Raw genomic sequence first — 19,447 nt, forward strand, 5'->3', positions numbered from 1 at the left:
TTTTCAAAGATGACATACAGCTGTCCTGTTGATACTGATAAGATATATCTGCCCGGCGCATAAGACGGATGCCGCGCCGGGCATAATAACAGTGGAACAGGGGAGACCCTCAAGCGGAGGAAAAGAATATGGAATATGAAATTGTGACATTGGAAGAAAAGACAGTAGTCGGGCTGACGGCCCGCACGAACAATACGTCCCCGGATATGGGAGCCGTCATCGGCGGTCTCTGGCAGAAGTTTTACGGGGACAAGGTATATGACTCCATCTGTAATAAAAGGGATGGAAAAGCGCTTGGGATATATACGGATTACGCAGGGGATGAAAAGGATGACTATACGATAATGACAGGATGTGAGGTAAGCAAAGCAGAAGAGATTCCGCCGGAAGCTGCCGTAAAGCACATTCCGGCGGGAAAATATGCAAGATTCGTTGTAAAAGGCGAGCTCCACAAGTCAGTTGGGGCGTTCTGGCAGAAACTCTGGCAGATGGAACTTGACAGGGCGTTTACCGCGGATTTTGAAGAGTACCAGAACAGTGATCCGGAGCATACTGAGATTCATATTTATATCAGCCTTAAGGCGGAAGAATAGAACGTCTCAAGTCCTGTAACGCCGTATTCTTTTACAAAGTTTTCGATACCATCTTTGATCTCTTCTCTGGAGTAGTTGGATTCCAGCAGAAAATCATCTTTATAATCATTGATATGTGAGTAGAAGGACAGGCCCATGAGCAGATAGTCTTCGTTATCCGTATCCAGATTCTCATAGAGGAGGTTTTCAGCCTCGTTTATCCTGCCCGCGTCAGCCATTGCGATGATGCGGGTATAGTCGTCGCCGCACGGCGATGGTTCTTCGGCGTCTGTCTCATACCGGAACTGGGGCTTACCTGTGATGAGCTGCATGAGAAAGCGCACCAGGTCTTTGACCAGCCTCATGACATAATCCTGTTCAAAATCCATTGCGGTACCTCCTGACTCTAATCGTCTCCATATGTGTCATCCAGTTTCCTCTGTTTTCTTTTCGTGTATTCCCCCATGGCGGCCAGCACTCCGAACATGAGCAGAAAGATAAATACGGCAAAGGCCAGCGTGATTCCTGCCAGATGACGGACACCGCGCAGAGCCATGGCGGCGGCAAACAAAATAGTAAAGATCACAGTCGCCGCAAGGCTGTGAACGAGATAATCCCTGAGACAGGGGACAGAATAATAAGTCCACAGCCCCCTCTTTGTGCATCCGGCTATGATCGTGATGCAGCCCGCAAAAAACGCGATGTGTTCCCCGATAAGCTCCTGCACCGGAACCTGAAAGAACAGTACCTTAAGTAATATATCCGCGGTCAGGGCAAAGAATAATACCCAGAAGCCGGCCCGTTCTATCTTCATCAATTCCAGTTCCTGTCTTTCATCGACTGTTTTTTTCATATTCCTCATCCTCCTCCCAGAACAAATCGTTTAAAGTGACACCGAGCGCCCGGCAGATCGCGAGGCACAGTCTGAGCGACGGATTAAACTTCCCGGCCTCTATCATACCGATAGTCTGGCGGGTGACATCCACGTGCCTTGCAAGATCTTCCTGGGACATATCCATATTGATCCTCGCAAGTTTCATTTTCTTGTTTTTCATCTCCCGCCTCCTTTGATTTCAGTATATAGTTATGGTGATGATATGTCAACTATATTTTACATTATGTGAAATTTACATTACCTTTCTGCGCGGTTTAGCGTTTGACATTAAGACGGGCAGAGCTTAAAATAAAAGGAACCACTATACAGAAAAGGAGGATGACCATGATACATGTAATAAAAGGTGACATTACCAGACTTACAGATGTGGATGCCATAGTCAATGCGGCCAATTCTTCTCTGCTTGGAGGCGGGGGTGTGGACGGGGCGATCCACAAGGCGGCAGGTCCGGGCCTGCTGGAAGAGTGCAGAGCGCTTCATGGTTGTCCTGCCGGAGAGGCGAGGGTGACCGGCGGCTACCGTCTGCCGGGCAGGTATGTAATACATACGGTCGGACCCGTCTGGAGGGGCGGGGGGAAGAAGGAGGATGAGGTGCTGGCCGGATGCTATCGGAACTGTCTGGAGGCAGCGGCCAGGAAACGGATCACGTCCATCGCGTTTCCTGCCATATCTACAGGTATCTATGGGTATCCGAAGGAGAGAGCTGCCGGGATCGCGGTACATACGGTTCAGTCCTATCTGGAAGAGCACCCGGGAAAGATAGAGAAGGTAATATTTGTCCTGTTCGACGACGAAAGCCTTCAGATATACAAAGAACTGATGAAAAAAAGAGGAAGAGTATGACAAAGAAGAAATTAGCACTGGAAATAATCGAACGTTTAAAGAAGGAGTATCCGGACGCCGGCTGTACGCTGGACTACGACCATGCGTGGAAGCTCCTTGTCAGTGTCCGTCTGGCGGCACAGTGTACAGACGCCAGAGTCAACGTAGTTGTGGAGGACCTGTATGAAAAATATCCGGATGTGGAAGCGCTTGCTTCGGCGCCGCCGGAGGAGATCGAAGAGATCGTGAGGCCATGCGGGCTCGGTAAGAGCAAGGCGCGTGACATCAGCGCGTGTATGAAGATATTGAGAGATGAGTATGGCGGGAACGTACCGGACGATTTTGACGCATTGTTAAAGCTGCCGGGGGTCGGGCGCAAAAGCGCCAATCTCATCATGGGCGACGTGTTCAAGAAGCCGGCGATCGTGACAGATACACACTGTATCCGGCTGGTGAACCGGATGGGCCTTGTCGACGGCATCAAAGAGCCGAAGAAGGTAGAGATGGCGCTCTGGAAGATCATACCGCCGGAAGAAGGCAGCGACTTCTGCCACCGCCTCGTTTATCATGGACGGGATGTATGTACGGCGAGGACCAAACCATTTTGTGACAAATGCTGTCTGGCCGATATCTGCAAAAAAGCGGGCGTATAGCAGACGTTTGCGGTGACAGAAGGGGGCGGACAGTATGGAAGGACAGACAAAGCTGCTTTTTCTAGGAGACAGTATAACAGATGCAGATCATAACCTGGACGGGGATCCTGACAGCCTCGGGGATGGTTATGTCCGCATAATAGCGGAACGGATAAAGGACCGGGGAGTATGTTTCGTCAATAAGGGACATGACGGTTTTACAGTGCCGGCACTTCTGAGGATGCTCGATGCCGACTGCATATCAGCCGCCCCTGATGTGGTGACGGTGCTGATAGGCTGCAATGACGCGGGGATAGAGATGCATACCCAAAGGACGCTGAAGCAGCAGAAGTTTGAAGAAAATTACGGGCGGCTCATCAGAAGGATCCGGACAGAGACAGCGGCCAGGATACTCTGTATGGGACCGTTCATATTTGCGGAACCGGCCAGATACCGCCGCTGGTTTCCTGTCATTGAGGAGGCGGAGGCCATAGAACGTAAGATGGCATTGAGATATGGAGCGGAGTTTCTCCCGCTCCACAACGTGCTGAACCGTGCCGCGGACGCAGAAGGGACCGGTGAGATCACAGTGGATGGGATCCACCTGAACAGACGAGGCGCCCGGATCGTGGCTGAGGAATGGCTTGCCTTATACAAGCCTTCGTTTCCGGTAGGAATAATAAAAGAGGAACATAAGGGCTGATATGATCCATGATACCGGATAGCTGAAGATTATCGTGTCTACGGCAGGGCGGAACTTCAGGGCGCCGGCGATCCATATGATCCTCAGCAGGCACGTACCGCACATCGTGATGATGAGCGGTATGATGACATCTCCGATCCCCCGCAGGGCGCCGGATAATACTTCCAGAAACACGTAGAAGATATAACACGGCGTGATGAGGGCAAGCATCCAGGAGCCAAGCCGTATGACTTCCGGGTCAGACGTAAATATGCCAAAGAGAGGGATGCGGAGCACCATAAAAAAGACGACGAGGATTCCGGAGAAGAGCAGGTCAATGCCGAGACAGACGCGGACGCTTTTTTTCACCCGGTCTGTTTTTCCTGCTCCGTAATTCTGCCCTACGAAGGTGGTTATGGCTATGCCGAAGGCGCCGCTCATCATCCAGAAAAGGCCGTCCAGCTTGTTGTACACGGACCAGGCGGCGGACGTGTCGGTTCCGAATGTGTTCAGTGATGCCTGTATCATCGTGTTGGAGATATTGTACATCACAGACTGGAAGCCGGCGGGCAGCCCGATGCGCAGCAGCGATCTTAGGATCGGGCCGTGTATGCGGATGTGGGTAAATGACAGCTTCAATATCGTCTCTGCCCGGGTGAGACGTAAAGTCACAAGCAGTGCGCTCACCGCCTGGGAAAGCAGGGTGGCGGCCGCCGCTCCGGTTACGCCCATGTGAAAGACGACGATAAATACGGTGTCCAGCACGATGTTCAGCATGCAGCACACGATCAGGTAGTACAGAGGGTGTCTGGAATCCCCTGAAGCGCGGAGGATCCCTGAGCCCATATTGTAGATGAAGACAAAGAGGATCCCTGCAAAATAAATGCGGAGATAGACTGTGGAGTCCGCCATCAGTTCTGCCGGCGTATTCATCCACATAAGCAGCCTTGGGGCAAGCACAAACCCGAGAATTCCGATAGCGATACTCCCGGCGGCGGAGAAGGCGTACGCGGTGTGAAGACTCTCGTTCAGGGCGTGCTTATTTTTTGCACCGTAAAACTGCGCGATGATGACGGACGCTCCGGAGGAGAGTCCGGTAAAGAAGCCGACGATCAGATTGACGATCTGAGTGGAAGAGCCGCCCACGCTGGCAAGCGCCTCTTTACCGACAAAATGGCCGACGATGATCGTGTCTATCGTGTTATAAAGCTGCTGAAAAAATGTACCAAATACGATCGGAAAAAAGAAGATCAGAAGCTGTTTCCAGATGACACCTTCCGTAATTTGATTTGTATTATGAGTCCCCCGTCTCATTGTTTCATAACCTCTCTTTTGTGTGATAGTTTCAGGCACCTGAAATTATGCCACCGATACTATATCACGAAAGCCTGTTTATGTCGACAGATTTTGGAAAAAGCCAGAAAGGACAGGAAAGATATGCGATATACAATACCAGATTATTACCGCCAGTTCCGGTGCGCGGCAGGGCAGTGCGAGGATACGTGCTGCGCGGGATGGCAGATCCAGATAGATGAGAGGTCCCTTGGAAGATACGCCAGGCTGAAGGGAAGAGCAGGGAGGAAGCTGCGCAGGTCCATCAGGTGGCGTCAGAGGATATTCAGGCAGAAGGAAGGAAAGCGCTGTGTATTTCTAAATCAGGACAACTTGTGTGATATGTATACAGAACTCGGTGAAAAGAGTCTGTGCAGGACGTGCCGCCTCTATCCGAGACATATAGAGGAATTTGAAGGCATACGGGAGATCACCCTGTCGCTGTCCTGCCCTGTTGTGGCCAGGCTCCTCATGAACAGAGAAGAACCGGCGGCTTTTCCTGCCTGTGAAAAGGACGGGGAGGAGGAGTATGAAGAGTTCGACCTGCTGCTGTATTCGGCGCTGGCAGACGCAAGGGAAGTGATCCTTGATATCCTCCAAAACCGCGCTGTTCCTGCGCAGGCGAGAGAACAGAGAATGCTTGCCCTTGCCGATGAGGTGGAGAAAAACTACATGGAAGGAGCTCTTTTCTCCTGTCAGGAACTATTCGATGCGCCCGGCAGAGCGGAAGCTGCCGGGAAGCCGGGAGGAGCGGAGAATAATGAAGCGCGGATGGGCCGGCGGTTTTGTTTTATGAAGAAGATGTTTGCCTTCCTTGACACGCTGGAGCTTCTGCGCGAAGACTGGAAAAGCTGTCTGGATGAGACGAGAGCTCTCCTGTATTCTCAAGCGGACGCAGGCTATGCCGCGACATGTCTGGAGTTTGGCGCGTGGATGAAAAGATATATGCCGATGTGGGAGATACAGTCGGAGCAGATACTCGTCTATTTTATCTCCGTGTATTTCTGCGGCGCGGTCTATGACGGCCGGATCAGCGCAAAGGCGAAGCTGGCCGCGGTGAGCCGTATGATCATTGAGGAGATGCTCATGGCGCGCTGGATAAAAAACGAAAAGACACTGGATACGGAGGACATAGTCGAGACCGTATACCGCTATGCAAGAGAGGTGGAGCACTCGGATAAAAATGTGAACAGACTGGAGAGCCTAATGGAGAAAGTCCCGTCAAACCTTACATCCTATGTAAGTGGTTTCGTGCCGCCATGTACGGTATAATTCCGTTAGATGGGAGGTATGATGATAATGAAAGAGAGAATCTTACAGGTGCAGGGACTGCGCAAATATTTTGGGAAGAATGACAACAGGACAAAAGCGCTGAATGGAATGACCTTTGACGTACTGAAAGGGGAGTTCCTCGGCATTATGGGAAAGAGCGGTTCGGGCAAGACGACCCTTCTGAACTGTATCGCCACCGCGCTGAAGCCGACAGAGGGCAAGATCCTTCTGGACGGTAAGGATATAGGCGCCTTCAGCGACAGACAGCTGGCAGACTACAGGGGCAGCCGTATCGGTTATCTGTACCAGGAATTTGAACTGCTGGATAATCTGACCGGGAGGGAAAATATCACGCTTCCGATGTCGATCCGCCATATAGACGAAGAGGAAGGCGCGGCCAGACTGGCCGAGCTTACGGATTATCTGGAAATAGGAGAGGTGCTTGACAAATTTCCTGCCGGGATGTCGGGCGGAGAGAAGCAGAGAGTAGCGGCGGCCAGAGCGCTCATACTGGATCCGGAGATCGTTCTCGCCGACGAACCTACCGGAGCGCTTGACACACAGAATGCAAGGGTCCTTATGCAGAAGCTTCACGGATTGAACTGTGAATTTGGCCGGACGATACTGATGGTCACCCATGACGCCGGGGCGGCCAGCTATTGTTCCCGCATCCTGTTCGTGCAGGACGGTTACATTTTCCACGAACTGAGAAGAGAATTTCCGCACGAATCCCAGAAGAACTATTATGAAAGAATTCTTGCAGCCATGGCACAGTTAGGGGGGAGCGCGGATGTTTTTTAATATGGTCGGAAGAAACAGCAGGAGAGACCGGAAGGAGAACGGTATGTTCTTTGGCTCCCTCACTGCGGCGGTCGTCCTGTTTTACATGATACTGTCACTGGAGAATCAGGATGTGATGCAGTTTCTGCACACGATGGAAAGTGACGCGGTGGACCGTCTGCTCGGGCTTGTGTCCGTGCTGTACGGATTTTCACTGTTTCTTATATTCTTTCTCGTTTATTTTGCGGGAAAATACCAGATGGAGAGGAGGAGTCATGAATTCGGGCTATATCTTATGCTTGGCATGAAGAGGAGCAGGCTGTTTGGCATCCTTATGGCGGAAGATATGTGGAACAGTGTGCTGGCTCTGCTGGCAGGCCTTCCGCTCTCCGTATTCCTCTCCGAGATGATCAGTCTGATAACCTCACGGCTGGTCGGTCTTGGGATCATCGGGCATCGGTCGTCCTTTTCGGTGACGGCGGTGCTCTGGACGGCAGCGGGTTTTTTTGGGGTAAAGTTTCTGGCCTTTCTCATACTGAGCGGCAAGATCGCGCGGCAGGAGATCAGCGTGCTCATGGAAGAGGGACAGGAGGAAAAGCAGCGTGAGGAACAGGGGAGATCCCCGGTCCTGCGGTTTGCGGCAGGTCTGCTGCTTTTGGCCGCCGCCTATGGCACAGCACTCTCAGGAATGGCGTGGAGAGATGTGCGGACAATGACCGTTACGGTCATCGTTGGCACGGCCGGCACATTTCTGCTTTTTTCCGGGCTTGGGAAACGGCTTGAGGCTGTCATGCTCCGAAAGAAACAGAAGAAAGGTCTTTATACGTTTACATGCAGGCAGCTTCAGGAAAATGTATTTCTGAAGCACAGATCTATGGCGGTTTCCTCTCTTTTGATCCTTATGGCGCTCGTGTGCTTTTCCTATGGTATCGCCATGGGCCGCGCGGCGGGGAGAGAGGAAGGGCATGCGGCAGACTTTACCTTTACCGGCGGGGAAGCGGATATCAGAAGAGAGCTTGCGGCGCCGGAACTTAAAGAGATGCTCGGAGGACTCTCGGAAGTGAAGGCGGGGCTGTTATTTACCGAGGAGGAACCGGAGGGCACAGGCCACAGACAGCATACCTTCGGCATGGAACAGCTGCTTGAGGCAGCGGATAAGCTTAAGGACTCTGAGGAAAAGGAAACATTTAAGGATAATCTGCGTTATTTTACTTCTCCGTATGTGATCTCACTGTCCGGATATAATGAGATCCTGAAGATGGCGGGAAAGGCTCCCATTCGCCTCAGTGACAATGAGACTGCGTTTTATACCGATGCCGATTACTCTGACGGCGCGTATAAAAAGGTGGTGGATGAAGTGTGCAGGATGAGGCCGGTGGTTACGATAGACGGAGAGGATCATAAGGTGACCGGCACACTGTGCACGGAAAATCTGGTGGCCGACCGCCTCATCACGATCAGCCTCGGCCTTATTCTCCCGGATAAGGTATTTGACAGGCTGTTTGCAGGAGAAGAAGTGAATGTGTACTGGAATACTTACGTGCAAAGAGAACTTGTGGAAGAAAAGGGACTTCTCCAGGCGGTGATGCAGGTCAACAGCCTGCTCAAAAAGACAGACCTGGAATATGAGTCCTATCTGCAGGGCATAGGGCGCCAGATGTTCTACAATGTGGCCTCCACTTATGTGAGCCTCTACCTGGCGGCCATATTTCTCATAATAGGCAATACAGTCATAGGGGTACAGTTTCTGATGCAGCAGAAAAAGTGCGGGAAGCGTTACCGGATGCTCATCATGCTCGGCAGTGACAGCGGGGCGGTCTGCCGCTCTCTGGATACACAGATCAGATGGTATTTCGCGTTGACGGTCCTGACGGCGGTCATAAGCAGTATCTTTGGGATCGGTTCTCTGTTTAAGGGGATCCTCCCGACAGCGCTTGAAGGAAGGGCCGGCGTTCTGTTTTGGACCGCGCTTCTGGCAGCGGGGCTTCTGTGTATCGTGGAGTATGTGTATATAACAATTGTGATGCGGGCGGGCAGACGCCATATCCTCGAGATGGTCCGGCCGGCAAAAGAGAGGACATAAATGAGGGAAGTTACGTGAAAAAGATAGTAATTGTTGAAGACGAGACGTACATGAGGGAAGAACTGGAATATATTTTTCAAAAGGCCGGGTATGAGGTGCTGTGCATTACGGATTTTGGCAGCGCCTCCGCGGCCGTCTTCCGGTACGCCCCGCATCTTGTAGTATTGGATCTGAATCTTCCAGGCAAGAGCGGGTTCGACATATGTATGGAGCTTAAGGAGCGAAGCAGCTGTCCGGTGCTCGTGCTGACATCCAGAAATCATCTGAATGATGAACTGAGGGCGCTGCGTATCGGGGCGGATGAGTATCTGACGAAACCGTGCCGCAAGGAACGTCTTCTTGCCAGGGCGGAAAATCTCATGCGCCGCTTCGAGGGAAGGGAACAGGAGATACGCCTGGGGGAACTGACGCTCGATATCCGGACGTATACACTGTATGTGTCGGGCTGTTCTGTGCTGCTGCCGGAGAATCAGGGAAAGATCATGGAGAAGCTTATGAAGAAAAGAGGCGGGACCGTCACAAAAGAGGAACTGAGCAGCGCGCTCTGGGGCACGACGGAATATATCGATGAAAATGCGCTGCAGGTCAATATGACACGGCTTAAGAAAACACTTGCACGCCTGTCTCTTGACGGCCGGATCGAGACAGTGAGGGGCGTTGGCTATCGGATCGCCAAAGGAGATGCGTATGGAAAAGATTAGACGATTCCGGGATATCTGTATGGACCACAAATTATGGCTCGGGCTGCTTCTTCTGTCGGACACTGTATTTGGACTTTTTCTCTGGCTGGCAGACATACGCGCGTTCCGGGAACTGGCCGGAATGTTCTTCCTTTTTTCTCTCCTTCTCTTTGCCGCGGCCGCGGCGTGTACGTACCGCAGGGAGGTGAGGCAGAGTAAGCTTGTGCCGGAATATCTGGGCAGTCCGGATGAAGAGATGGAAGAACAGCTCTGCCGCTGCCTGTCCGCCGGGGAACGGCGGCACATCCGGCTGGCGGCGCAGCTGCTTTGCCAAAAAGAAGAACGCATAAAGGAGCAGGTGATCCGTCTGGAAGAATATGAAACGTTCATAGAGACGTGGGCGCATGAGGTCAAGACGCCGCTGGCGCTGATGACACTTGTTCTTGATAACCGGAGGAATGAGATCGGTCCGGATATCCATAAGCGGCTTGAATATGCGAGAAACCAGATGCATGGTTTTATAGAGCAGATACTGTTTTACGCAAGACTGAAAGCGGTGCATAAAGACTATCTGCTGGAGAAAGTGAGCGTGGCGGAAAGTGTCGGTGAAGTGCTGGATGAATATGAGATGCTCATTCATGAAGCAGGATTTCATATAGAGGCGGATATTTCCGATGAGCAGGTGGTAACAGATAAAAAAAGTCTCTGCTTTATTTTAAGCCAGATCATGGGTAATTCCATCAAATATACGAGAACGGAGGAAATTCGTCCCGAACTTTCCGTAACATTGCGCCGGTCAGGATCAGACAGGAAACTGGTGCTGGAAATAGAAGATAATGGAACCGGAATAAAGGAGACGGACTTGCCGTTTATCTTTGACAAAGGATTCTCCGGAGACGCAGGCGGGCAGAGGAAGAAATCAAGCGGTATGGGGCTGTATCTTGCGGCTCAGATCGCGGGAGAACTGAAGATCGGGCTGGACGCACATTCCGTGTATAAAAAAGGGACAAGGATCACGCTCGTCCTGTAACTAAAATTACCAATATAACTCTTCTTTTTATGCAGATACTAACATTGTAGCTATAGTATTTACAGGAAAGGAGAAAATTATGTCAAAAGAACAGTTAGCCATCGCCAGCGTGCCGGTTCAGGACTATGGTGAAATCTACGATGATAAAAAAGCTCTGTGCGAGGGTACGATATTCAGCGAGTTGGATATGCCGTTTTTTGCGGCAGACGGCGAGAATGGCAAAAGCAGCGGGAAGAGTGCGTTGTTCGGCATGAACCAGAAGCTGCCGGAGGAAAAAGAAAGAGAAGAACTGATGACAAAGCTGACAGAGGTCAGTTTTGTACTGGATGATCTGACATTATACCTCGATACCCACGGTGATGAGGAACAGGCGGTGAGTCTGTACGAGCAGAAGCTTACAGAGAGGGAGACGCTGAAAAAGCAGTTTGCGGAAAAATTCTATCCGCTCACGAGAGACTGTATCCCTTACTGTACAAAAAAAGAAGACGGCAGATTCTGCTGGCAGACGGGGCCGATGCCCTGGGAAGGAGCGTGTGTATAATGTGGCAGTATGAGAAGAGATTACAGTTTCCGGTAAAGATCACAAAGACTTGTCCGAAGACCGCACAGATGATCATAAGCCAGTACGGAGGCCCGGACGGAGAATTGTCCGCTTCCATGCGGTATCTGGCGCAGCGATATACGATGCCGGTAAAGGCGGTGGGCGGACTGCTCACTGATATTGGTACAGAAGAACTGGCCCATATGGAGATCATCTGCGCCATGGTATACCAGCTGACGAAAGATCTGACGATAGAGCAGGCTAAGACAGCGGGATTTGACGCGTATTATATCGACCATACGACAGCGCTCTGGCCGCAGGCCGCAGCGTCTGTTCCGTTTACTTCGCTGGAATTCCAGTCCAAAGGTGATGCCATAGCGGATCTTACTGAGGACCTTGCGGCTGAACAGAAGGCAAGGACCGTATATGACAACCTGCTGCGGATGATAACGGATCCGGAAGTGAGGGAGCCGCTTAAGTTCCTGCGGACGAGGGAGATCGTCCACTTCCAGCGTTTTGGCGAGGCGCTGGAGAAGACGAAAGACCAGCTGGACAGCAAGAACTTCTATTATTTTAACCCTGAATTTGATAAAGACAAATTTCACGGCAAGCTTTAGACGGCCAATATAGGCATAAGGCTGCTCTCTTTCGTGCATGTGCATGCACGGCGGAGGGCAGCCTTATTTTTTATAACATAGAAATTTCATTCCCTATGTTATAAAAACCCTCCGGGGGAGGCACACTCGCGCGAAGATGTAATATGTCGCAAGCGGCCGCGCTCGGCGCGAGAATGTGCTAGGGCACATTCTTTATTTTATAATTCCATTCGGTTTTTGAAATTAAATATCTGACAATATTGACTTATATAAAATAAAGTCTTACAATTAATATAATAAATAAGAACGGAAAGGAGTGGCTTGTATGTCAGCATATCTTATATTCACATTTATTTTTGCGGCTGCTGTACTCGTCTTCTGTTATGTGCTTACAAGGTACTGGTTCGGTACCGGAAGACATATGCCGGAGCAGGACGTTGGAAAGCTGCGGTTCGGTTCAAAGACAGCCTTTGCGCTGACCCATTTCTGGAAGGCGGTGGACGATGCAAAGGAGCTTCCGTCGGAGACTGTAAAGGGCGGGATGGGCAGCGCCGCCGGTATCACAGCAGAGGACAGAAGCGGGCCTGTCCTGTCAGACGGCGGCAGGAAGCCGGCGGAAGTCAGAAACGGATACGTTAGAAGAAAATACCGGTTAAAGGAGAACATGTAAAGCAGTATGAAAAAAGAAAAAATGCCACATTGCCAAACGGATGCGGCTGCTTCGGAGATACCCTTCACAGCAGCCGCATCCGTGTTGTTTTTGTGCGGACGGCCTGGCAGCCTGTCCTGTTTTCAGGGAGCAAAGACATTTTTTTAGCAGGTGCGGGGTACATTTCATATAAGTGTATGTGGGATTTGGGATAAGAGATATGTAGTAATAAGAACCGGAAAGATGAAGCGTTGTGCATTCTGGTTCTTATTTTTTAGATCTGAAGCGCTAAAGAAACATTTCGTATAATCCGAGTACGATCAGTATTACGCCGGAGACCGGTCCGGCCCATCGTTTTAATACGCCCGAGACTCCGATGCGCCCTATTTTATTACCGGTGTACAGAAATACCATACAGATAAGCAGGGTGGCAATGGAGGTGGGGATGAGCTTCATGCCTGAGATGCTGGCTCCTATGCCCATCCCCATGTTGTTCACAGTGAGGGCGCAGGCGATGAGTACGGCTTCTCTCAGGGTTATGGTCTTATCCGGCGGCTCTGCTTCCGGATTATCCCAGTCGTCCGGCGGCAGCTTACCCTGCCGGTATTCGATCATGGACTTTACCGTATAATACAGTCCGAGGACGATCAGTACGATGCAGCCGATTCGCTGTGCGACACTGGCGGGAATAAACAAGGTGAGCTGAAGTCCCATATAGATGGAAAATATTGTTCCGGCAAATGTTATGAGGCTAATGACAATATTCTCCGCAAAGGGCACCCGTTCCTTTTTGATCCCGTAGGATATTCCGACGATCAGAGTGTCTATGTTGGCAGACAATGCAAACAGTACAGATGATATTAGGTGCATGGATATTGCTCCTGACTTTAGGTGTATACTCTTTTTACTAATATATTCAAACGGGCGGCATATGGAACTGTCCCATGACATAGACTGTTAGGAATCCGATATACAGGAGCATGTATGCGTAAGTTTGTTATATCACCGAAGGGCATTGCCGCGGAGCTGCTTCTGATCATTCTCGCGGCCGCGCTTCTCTTTGGAAGAGGATACGCGGAAAAGACGGCCGCTGTGGCTGAGAAGAAGGAAGAGGACTATATCAAATGGGTAGAATTTAACGTCTCCTGTGAGGCGCTGGACAAAGCGTACGAGTATGACGCGGAAACATACGGAAAGGAACCACATTTGGACTGGATCGAACTGCTTGCATATCTCGGGGCGAAATATGGGGGCGATTTTTCCGGGTATAAGGACAGCGACATGGAAGAGCTGGCAGAGAAGCTGTCTGACGGCGGTACTGATATAGAAGCGCTCACAAAAGACATGCAGTATTATGAATACTACCATGAAGCTTATGAAGCCGTGCTCGGCGGCATGGTCGGAACGTATAAGATTCAGGGTGAGGACGGAAAATATAAGGATGCGTATGGGCTGAAAGCATTTCATCCTATTGCAAAAGGGTTCCCGTACAGTGACTATGATGATTTCGGTGTGTCCAGAACGTATGGTTATAAAAGAAATCATCTCGGGCACGACATGATGGGGCAGGTGGGAACACCTGTGGTGGCCGTGGAGTCCGGTTATGTGATGGAACTTGGCTGGAACCAGTACGGAGGATGGCGCATAGGCGTCAGCAGTTTTGACAACAGGCGGTATTATTATTATGCGCACCTGCGCCAGGATTTTCCCTTTGCCGGTTCTCTGAAAGAAGGAGCGGTCGTGCAGGCAGGCGATGTCATCGGATATATGGGGCGGACGGGTTACAGCACGAAAGAGAATGTAAACAATATCGATACATATCATCTGCATTTCGGACTGCAGCTTGTCTTTGATGAATCCCAGAGAGAGGGGAACAATGAGATCTGGGTGGATCCGTACCCGCTCGTCAGATTTCTGTACAAAAACCAGTCGGAGACAAAACGGGACGACGCCACGAAGGAATGGCAGCGTATATACAATATCAAGGACCCGGCGGCGCAGCAATACAAAAAAGGCCGGAAAGACAAGTAAAAGAAAGCTTTTACAGGCTAAAGAAAGTAGGATATAATAGCAATAACAGAATGGAAGTACAGAACAGGAGGACGTAAGTTGGAATACGATCAGATATCTTCCCAGATCATGGATGAAAGTGAAAATATGGTATACATATCAGATCCGGATAGTTTCGAGTTGGTGTATATGAATCGCGCGCTTGAGGAGCAGTTCGGAACCGGCTGCAAGTATATCGGTGAAAAATGTTATAAGGTTCTTCAGGGGCTGGAGGAGCCGTGCCCGTTTTGTACGAATAAGTATTTGACGAAAGACCGCTATTATATATGGAAACATTACAATCCGGTATTTAAGAAATACTTTGAGCTGAAAGATAAGCTGATCGAGATCGACGGCAGAAATATGCGCCTGGAGATCGGCACGGACATCACGGAGACAGAGACGGAGCATCAGGAACTGGAACGGCAGTTGTCTATAGAAGAGACGCTGGTGGAATGTATCCATACATTGTCAGAGCACATGGAGATCGACACTGCCATCAACGAACTGCTGCGGATAATCGGTGATTTTTATAAGGCGGACAGGGCCTATATCTTTGAGATAGATTACGAGGCAGAGACAGCGTCCAATTCTTATGAGTGGTGCAGGGAAGGCGTGATACCGCAGATCGATAAGCTGCAGGATCTGCCGGTCTGCATACTGGACATATGGATCGAGACTTTCCGTGTAAGGAATGAATTTTACTTTGACGCTCTGGATGAGTTTGCGAAAGAGGGAGCAGAAGACTATAAACTGTTGGCCGAACAGGGGATCGAGTCGCTGATGGCGGCTCCGTTTTGGAAGGACGGGGAATTATTGGGTTTCATCGGCGTTGATAATCCGTCCTGCGGTACTGAGCAGATAAAGCTGCTGCAGTCGGTACCTTATTTTATTGAGAACGATATTACAAAACGGCACATGCTGGATAAGTTCCGGGAACTGAGCTACAGGGACACCCTCACCGGGCTTGGAAACCGTAATCTTTATATTGAGACGATCGAAGGGCTTCAGCAGAGGGAGCTTCATTCACTCGGAGTATTGTTTGTGGACATCAACTCGCTGAAATATTCCAATGATAATTACGGACATCAATACGGCGACCGCATTATCCAGAATGTGGCGCACGGACTTGCAGACATATTTCCGGAGAATGCGTACCGTGTCGGCGGCGATGAGTTTGTCTGTCTGTTCATCGACGGAGAACGCAGGGAGTTTGAAAGACGAATCCTGCGGCTGCGCAGGTTTGAGCAGGAAGACTGTATGTGTGACTTTTCCATAGGTGTCAATTACCGCGAAGGGGACGTGGATATCAAAGAGCAGATCGGCTACAGTGACAATATGATGTATGTGGAGAAGCAGATCTATTATGGCAACGCTGTGGAAGGGAAGAATTCCTATCATGAGATGCTTGCGAAAAAACTTGTAGGAGAAATTGCTTCCGGTGAGTTTGAAGTATATCTGCAGCCGAAAGTAGACATCGATACAGGGGGACTGTACGGCGCGGAGGCGCTGGTCAGAAGGCGCATGGAGAGCGGTGAGGTGCTGATGCCGGGCCAGTTTATACCGCTGTATGAAGCCGAGGGAGTCATACAGCAGCTGGATCTCTACGTGTTTGAGGAAGTGTGCAGGCTGCTGGAAAGCTGGAGGAAAAAGGGCTACCGTATGATTCCCATCGCCGTCAACTTTTCGAGGATCAGCCTGATGGGGATAGACATTATGGAAAGTCTTGCCCGCATAAGAGAGAAGTATGAGATTGAGCCCGGACTTTTGACGATCGAGGTGACGGAGAGCATCAGCAGGATGGGAGCCGAGGCGCTCGGACAGCTCATGGACAAGTTTAAAGAGCTCGGGTTTGAATTCTCCCTGGACGATTACGGGACAAAGTATTCTAATCTGTCGCTTCTTGCCAGGCTTGAATTTAAGGAGCTTAAGATCGACCAGAGTCTAATCCGGGATATTCTGACAAACAGACGCTCGCGTATCGTGCTGGAGCACACGATCGAGATGTGCCAGGAACTCGGTATTATCACGGCGGTCGCCGAGGGCGTGGAGACAGAAGAGCAGCGGGAGCTTCTGAAGCATTACCACTGTGATATCGGTCAGGGATTTCTGTTTTCGGAACCGATACCGATAGGAGAATTTCTGGATAAGTATGGTAGAGAGTATCTTTATTAAATTAATATGCAGGACAGAATATTTACAGGAAAAATAAGACAAAATTCATAAACTGTTTATAGAATTATAAAGTATACAGGGGTATAATAACCTCATGTTACCGGAAGGCAGAGCCGTGTCCCAAAGAGGCGCACATGCTTATGCGGCCGGGGCTTTGCAAGGAGGATATTATGTTTTTGAGGCGGAAGTCCGATCATGATGATATAAAAGTACAGGAAGAGATATATGAATATGAAGAGGAGCGCGGGCCGGTCACCCGCTATGAGCCGGACTACAGAGACGGCCTTACCGGGAGGCAGGTAAAGGAGCATGCGGCGGCCGGATACCGGAACGTGCCGGTGGATCCTCCGTCGCAGACGGTAGGAGAGATCGTGCATGAAAATGTATTTACTTACTTTAACCTGATCTTTGCTGTCCTTGCCGTACTTCTCTGTCTTGTCGGATCCTTCCGCAACCTGACGTTTCTGCCGGTCATAATCGCCAACACGCTTATCGGTATCGTGCAGGAAGTGAGAGCCAAGAATATACTGGAAAAGCTCACAATGCTCAATGCGCCGCAGGCCGTGGCGGTGCGTGACGGAAAGCCGTCGACCGTCGGCTCCGAGGAGCTTGTTCTGGATGACATTGTTATCTTTAAGGCAGGTAATCAGATATGCGCGGATGCGGTCGTTGCCGCGGGGGAAGTGCAGGTCAATGAATCGCTGCTGACCGGGGAAGCGGATGAGATCACAAAGAAAAAAGGAGATCATCTCATGTCCGGAAGTTTTGTTGTGGCAGGGCAGTGCCATGCAAGGCTTGAATATGTCGGGGCGGACTCCTATATCTCCAAACTGACGCTGGAGGCCAAGGCGATGCAGAAGGGTGAACAGTCCGAGATGATGCGCTCCCTGAACAAGCTCGTTAAGTTTATCGGCATAGCGCTCATCCCGATCGGCATAGCGCTTGTCGTACAGAGTCTCTTCTTTAACGACGAGACATTGCGAAGCAGTATCACTTCAATGGTGGCCGCTGTGATCGGAATGATACCGGAAGGCCTTTATCTTCTTGCAAGTGTGGCGCTTGCGGTCAGTTCCATGCGTCTGGCGAAGCAGAAGGTACTGCTGCATGATATGAAGAGCATTGAGACGCTGGCGAGAGTGGACGTGCTCTGTGTGGACAAGACCGGAACGATTACGGAGAATTCCATGAGTGTAAAGAAGCTCATTCCTGTGACGGCTGGAGAGAAAAAGACGGAAGAGGCAGAAAAAAATACCGGGGAGGATGCAGAGACCGTACTTTCCCGGATGATAGGCGATCTTGCGCTCGCCATGAGCAGTGACAACAGCACGATGGAAGCGCTGAAGGTGTATTTTAAGGAGCACACGGACGCAAAACCTGTCAAGGTCACGCCGTTTACATCGAAGACAAAGTACAGCGGGGTGACCTATGAGGACAAGGCGCATGTGCTCGGCGCGCCGGAGTTTATCCTGCGGGAAGACTATGAGACGTATAAAGACGAAATACAGCAATATGCCGGGAAAGGTTACCGGGTGCTCGTCTTTGCCGGTTATGACGGCGAGATCGACGGAAATGAACTGACCGGAAAGGCTGAGCCGCTCGCCTATATACTGCTGGCGAATCCGGTGAGAAAGAATGCGCCCGAGACGTTTGCATATTTTGCAGAGCAGGGAGTGGAAGTGAAGGTCATCTCCGGTGACAACCCGCTCACTGTGTCTGAGGTGGCGAAGGAGGCCGGGATCAAAAACGCGGAAAATTATGTGGACGCCGCTGTGCTTGCGACAGAAGAAGACGCGGCGGAAGCCATAGCGAAATATACAGTGTTCGGCCGCGTGACGCCGGCGCAGAAACGGCAGTTCGTGCAGGCGCTGAAAGAGCAGGGGCATACGGTAGCCATGACAGGTGACGGTGTCAACGACGTGCTGGCGCTGAAGGACGCGGACTGCAGCGTCGCCATGGCGTCCGGAAGCGACGCTGCGGTGCAGGCTTCCCAGGTCGTGCTGCTGGAATCTGATTTTTCCTGCATGCCGTCCGTTGTGCTGGAAGGCCGCAGAGTTGTCAACAATATCCAGCGCTCGGCGAGTCTCTTCCTCGTGAAGAATATATTCTCCTTCCTGCTGTCCCTGTTCGCGGTCGCCTTTATGATAACCTATCCGCTGGAGCCGTCGCAGATATCGCTCATCAGTATGTTTACCATAGGAATCCCAGCATTCTTCCTGGCGCTGCAGCCAAACCAGGAAGTGATCAAGGGTCATTTCCTGACGAATGTATTTCTGAAGGCGCTTCCGGCCGGGCTGACGGATGTTCTTGCCGTCGGAGCGCTCGTTGTGTTCGGCAGGACCTTTGATGTGAGTCCGACCGATATTTCCACCGCAGCCACGATGCTGCTTGCCATCGTTGGTTTTATGATACTGTTCAAGATATGCCAGCCGCTCAATACACTGCGGATCATCGTCTGGATCGGGAGTATGGCCGGACTTCTGGCGTGCAGCATTTTCCTTCCGGATCTCTTTGCCATCACGGGAATGTCTGTGGAGTGTATCATGCTCTTTGTCGTATTCTCTATCGCGACAGAGCCGGTGCTGCGCTACTTGACGCTGCTTGTCGGCCGGCTGAGACTCATATACCGGAAACGTGTGAAAAAGGAGACCGGATTATAG

General features: G+C 50.8%; 20 protein-coding genes. 15 read left to right on the plus strand and 5 right to left on the minus strand.

From position 1 onward, the window contains the following. Positions 1-128: 128 nt before the first annotated feature. Positions 129-593, plus strand: a complete 465-nt coding sequence (locus tag LAJLEIBI_RS03785; protein ID WP_006444935.1) for a GyrI-like domain-containing protein — start codon at positions 129-131, stop codon at positions 591-593. Here the strand turns inward: LAJLEIBI_RS03785 and LAJLEIBI_RS03790 are convergent. From LAJLEIBI_RS03790 to LAJLEIBI_RS03800, 3 genes are read right to left on the minus strand one after another with little or no spacing between them, the layout of a single operon-like run. Beyond that, a complete protein-coding gene (locus tag LAJLEIBI_RS03790) occupies positions 566-961 on the minus strand; it encodes a DUF6483 family protein (RefSeq protein ID WP_006444936.1) in 396 nt (131 codons plus the stop codon). The genes LAJLEIBI_RS03785 and LAJLEIBI_RS03790 overlap by 28 nt on opposite strands. A 17-nt stretch (positions 962-978) precedes the next feature. Next, positions 979-1,425, minus strand: coding sequence for a DUF6773 family protein (locus LAJLEIBI_RS03795; protein WP_006444937.1), 447 nt, complete (start codon positions 1,423-1,425; stop codon positions 979-981). Then, a complete protein-coding gene (locus LAJLEIBI_RS03800) occupies positions 1,406-1,627 on the minus strand; it encodes a helix-turn-helix transcriptional regulator (protein WP_006444938.1) in 222 nt (73 codons plus the stop codon). The genes LAJLEIBI_RS03795 and LAJLEIBI_RS03800 overlap by 20 nt, the downstream gene beginning before the upstream one ends. Positions 1,628-1,791: 164 nt before the next feature. On the opposite strand from LAJLEIBI_RS03800, the gene LAJLEIBI_RS03805 reads away from it, so the two are divergent. Genes LAJLEIBI_RS03805 through LAJLEIBI_RS03815 form a run of 3 tightly spaced genes read left to right on the plus strand, consistent with a single transcriptional unit; the run spans position 1,792 to position 3,624 of the window. Next, the gene (locus LAJLEIBI_RS03805; RefSeq protein WP_330362748.1) at positions 1,792-2,310 is read left to right on the plus strand and encodes an O-acetyl-ADP-ribose deacetylase; all 519 of its coding nucleotides are present in this window, start codon (positions 1,792-1,794) and stop codon (positions 2,308-2,310) included. Further along, positions 2,307-2,942 carry an endonuclease III domain-containing protein gene (locus tag LAJLEIBI_RS03810; RefSeq protein WP_006444940.1) on the plus strand — a complete coding sequence of 212 codons (636 nt, stop codon included), beginning with the start codon at positions 2,307-2,309 and terminating at the stop codon, positions 2,940-2,942. Before LAJLEIBI_RS03805 ends, LAJLEIBI_RS03810 begins: the two co-directional genes overlap by 4 nt. Positions 2,943-2,976: 34 nt before the next feature. Beyond that, entirely contained in the window at positions 2,977-3,624 is a 648-nt protein-coding gene (locus LAJLEIBI_RS03815; RefSeq protein ID WP_040435965.1) for an SGNH/GDSL hydrolase family protein, read from the plus strand. On the opposite strand, the gene LAJLEIBI_RS03820 is transcribed toward LAJLEIBI_RS03815, so the two are convergent. Beyond that, positions 3,571-4,917 (minus strand): MATE family efflux transporter, encoded by a 1,347-nt coding sequence (locus LAJLEIBI_RS03820; protein WP_006444941.1) that lies wholly within the window; start codon positions 4,915-4,917, stop codon positions 3,571-3,573. The genes LAJLEIBI_RS03815 and LAJLEIBI_RS03820 overlap by 54 nt on opposite strands. Positions 4,918-5,010: 93 nt before the next feature. Between LAJLEIBI_RS03820 and fliB the strand changes: the two genes are divergently transcribed. From fliB to LAJLEIBI_RS03860, 8 genes are all read left to right on the plus strand, one after another. Then, positions 5,011-6,207, plus strand: coding sequence for a flagellin lysine-N-methylase (gene fliB / locus LAJLEIBI_RS03825; RefSeq protein ID WP_006444942.1), 1,197 nt, complete (start codon positions 5,011-5,013; stop codon positions 6,205-6,207). Positions 6,208-6,234: 27 nt separating this feature from the next. Next, positions 6,235-7,008 (plus strand): ABC transporter ATP-binding protein, encoded by a 774-nt coding sequence (locus tag LAJLEIBI_RS03830; protein ID WP_040435968.1) that lies wholly within the window; start codon positions 6,235-6,237, stop codon positions 7,006-7,008. Further along, positions 6,998-9,070 carry an ABC transporter permease gene (locus LAJLEIBI_RS03835; protein WP_006444944.1) on the plus strand — a complete coding sequence of 691 codons (2,073 nt, stop codon included), beginning with the start codon at positions 6,998-7,000 and terminating at the stop codon, positions 9,068-9,070. Before LAJLEIBI_RS03830 ends, LAJLEIBI_RS03835 begins: the two co-directional genes overlap by 11 nt. A gap of 14 nt (positions 9,071-9,084) precedes the next feature. After that, on the plus strand, positions 9,085-9,771 hold the full coding sequence (locus LAJLEIBI_RS03840) for a response regulator transcription factor (protein ID WP_006444945.1): 687 nt from the start codon (positions 9,085-9,087) through the stop codon (positions 9,769-9,771). Next, positions 9,758-10,780: a sensor histidine kinase gene (locus tag LAJLEIBI_RS03845; protein ID WP_006444946.1), complete on the plus strand. Its 1,023-nt coding sequence runs from the start codon at positions 9,758-9,760 to the stop codon at positions 10,778-10,780. The genes LAJLEIBI_RS03840 and LAJLEIBI_RS03845 overlap by 14 nt, the downstream gene beginning before the upstream one ends. A gap of 79 nt (positions 10,781-10,859) precedes the next feature. Then, positions 10,860-11,321, plus strand: coding sequence for a spore coat protein CotJB (locus LAJLEIBI_RS03850; RefSeq protein WP_006444947.1), 462 nt, complete (start codon positions 10,860-10,862; stop codon positions 11,319-11,321). After that, positions 11,321-11,938, plus strand: a complete 618-nt coding sequence (locus LAJLEIBI_RS03855) for a manganese catalase family protein (RefSeq protein WP_006444948.1) — start codon at positions 11,321-11,323, stop codon at positions 11,936-11,938. Before LAJLEIBI_RS03850 ends, LAJLEIBI_RS03855 begins: the two co-directional genes overlap by 1 nt. A 304-nt stretch (positions 11,939-12,242) precedes the next feature. Beyond that, positions 12,243-12,587 (plus strand): hypothetical protein, encoded by a 345-nt coding sequence (locus LAJLEIBI_RS03860; RefSeq protein WP_006444949.1) that lies wholly within the window; start codon positions 12,243-12,245, stop codon positions 12,585-12,587. Between the two features lie 267 nt (positions 12,588-12,854). Here LAJLEIBI_RS03860 and LAJLEIBI_RS03865 read toward each other — a convergent pair whose 3' ends face one another. Beyond that, positions 12,855-13,436, minus strand: coding sequence for a manganese efflux pump (locus LAJLEIBI_RS03865; RefSeq protein WP_006444951.1), 582 nt, complete (start codon positions 13,434-13,436; stop codon positions 12,855-12,857). A gap of 114 nt (positions 13,437-13,550) precedes the next feature. On the opposite strand from LAJLEIBI_RS03865, the gene LAJLEIBI_RS03870 reads away from it, so the two are divergent. The 3 genes from LAJLEIBI_RS03870 to LAJLEIBI_RS03880 all read left to right on the plus strand — a co-directional run bounded on the left by LAJLEIBI_RS03870 (position 13,551) and on the right by LAJLEIBI_RS03880 (position 19,447). After that, positions 13,551-14,597: a M23 family metallopeptidase gene (locus tag LAJLEIBI_RS03870; RefSeq protein WP_006444952.1), complete on the plus strand. Its 1,047-nt coding sequence runs from the start codon at positions 13,551-13,553 to the stop codon at positions 14,595-14,597. Positions 14,598-14,675: 78 nt separating this feature from the next. Beyond that, positions 14,676-16,790 (plus strand): putative bifunctional diguanylate cyclase/phosphodiesterase, encoded by a 2,115-nt coding sequence (locus LAJLEIBI_RS03875; protein WP_242654931.1) that lies wholly within the window; start codon positions 14,676-14,678, stop codon positions 16,788-16,790. Between the two features lie 170 nt (positions 16,791-16,960). Further along, on the plus strand, positions 16,961-19,447 hold the full coding sequence (locus LAJLEIBI_RS03880) for a cation-translocating P-type ATPase (RefSeq protein ID WP_050765570.1): 2,487 nt from the start codon (positions 16,961-16,963) through the stop codon (positions 19,445-19,447).

It is taken from the genome of [Clostridium] hylemonae DSM 15053 (assembly GCF_008281175.1).
Classification (GTDB): Bacteria; Bacillota; Clostridia; order Lachnospirales; family Lachnospiraceae; genus Extibacter; species Extibacter hylemonae.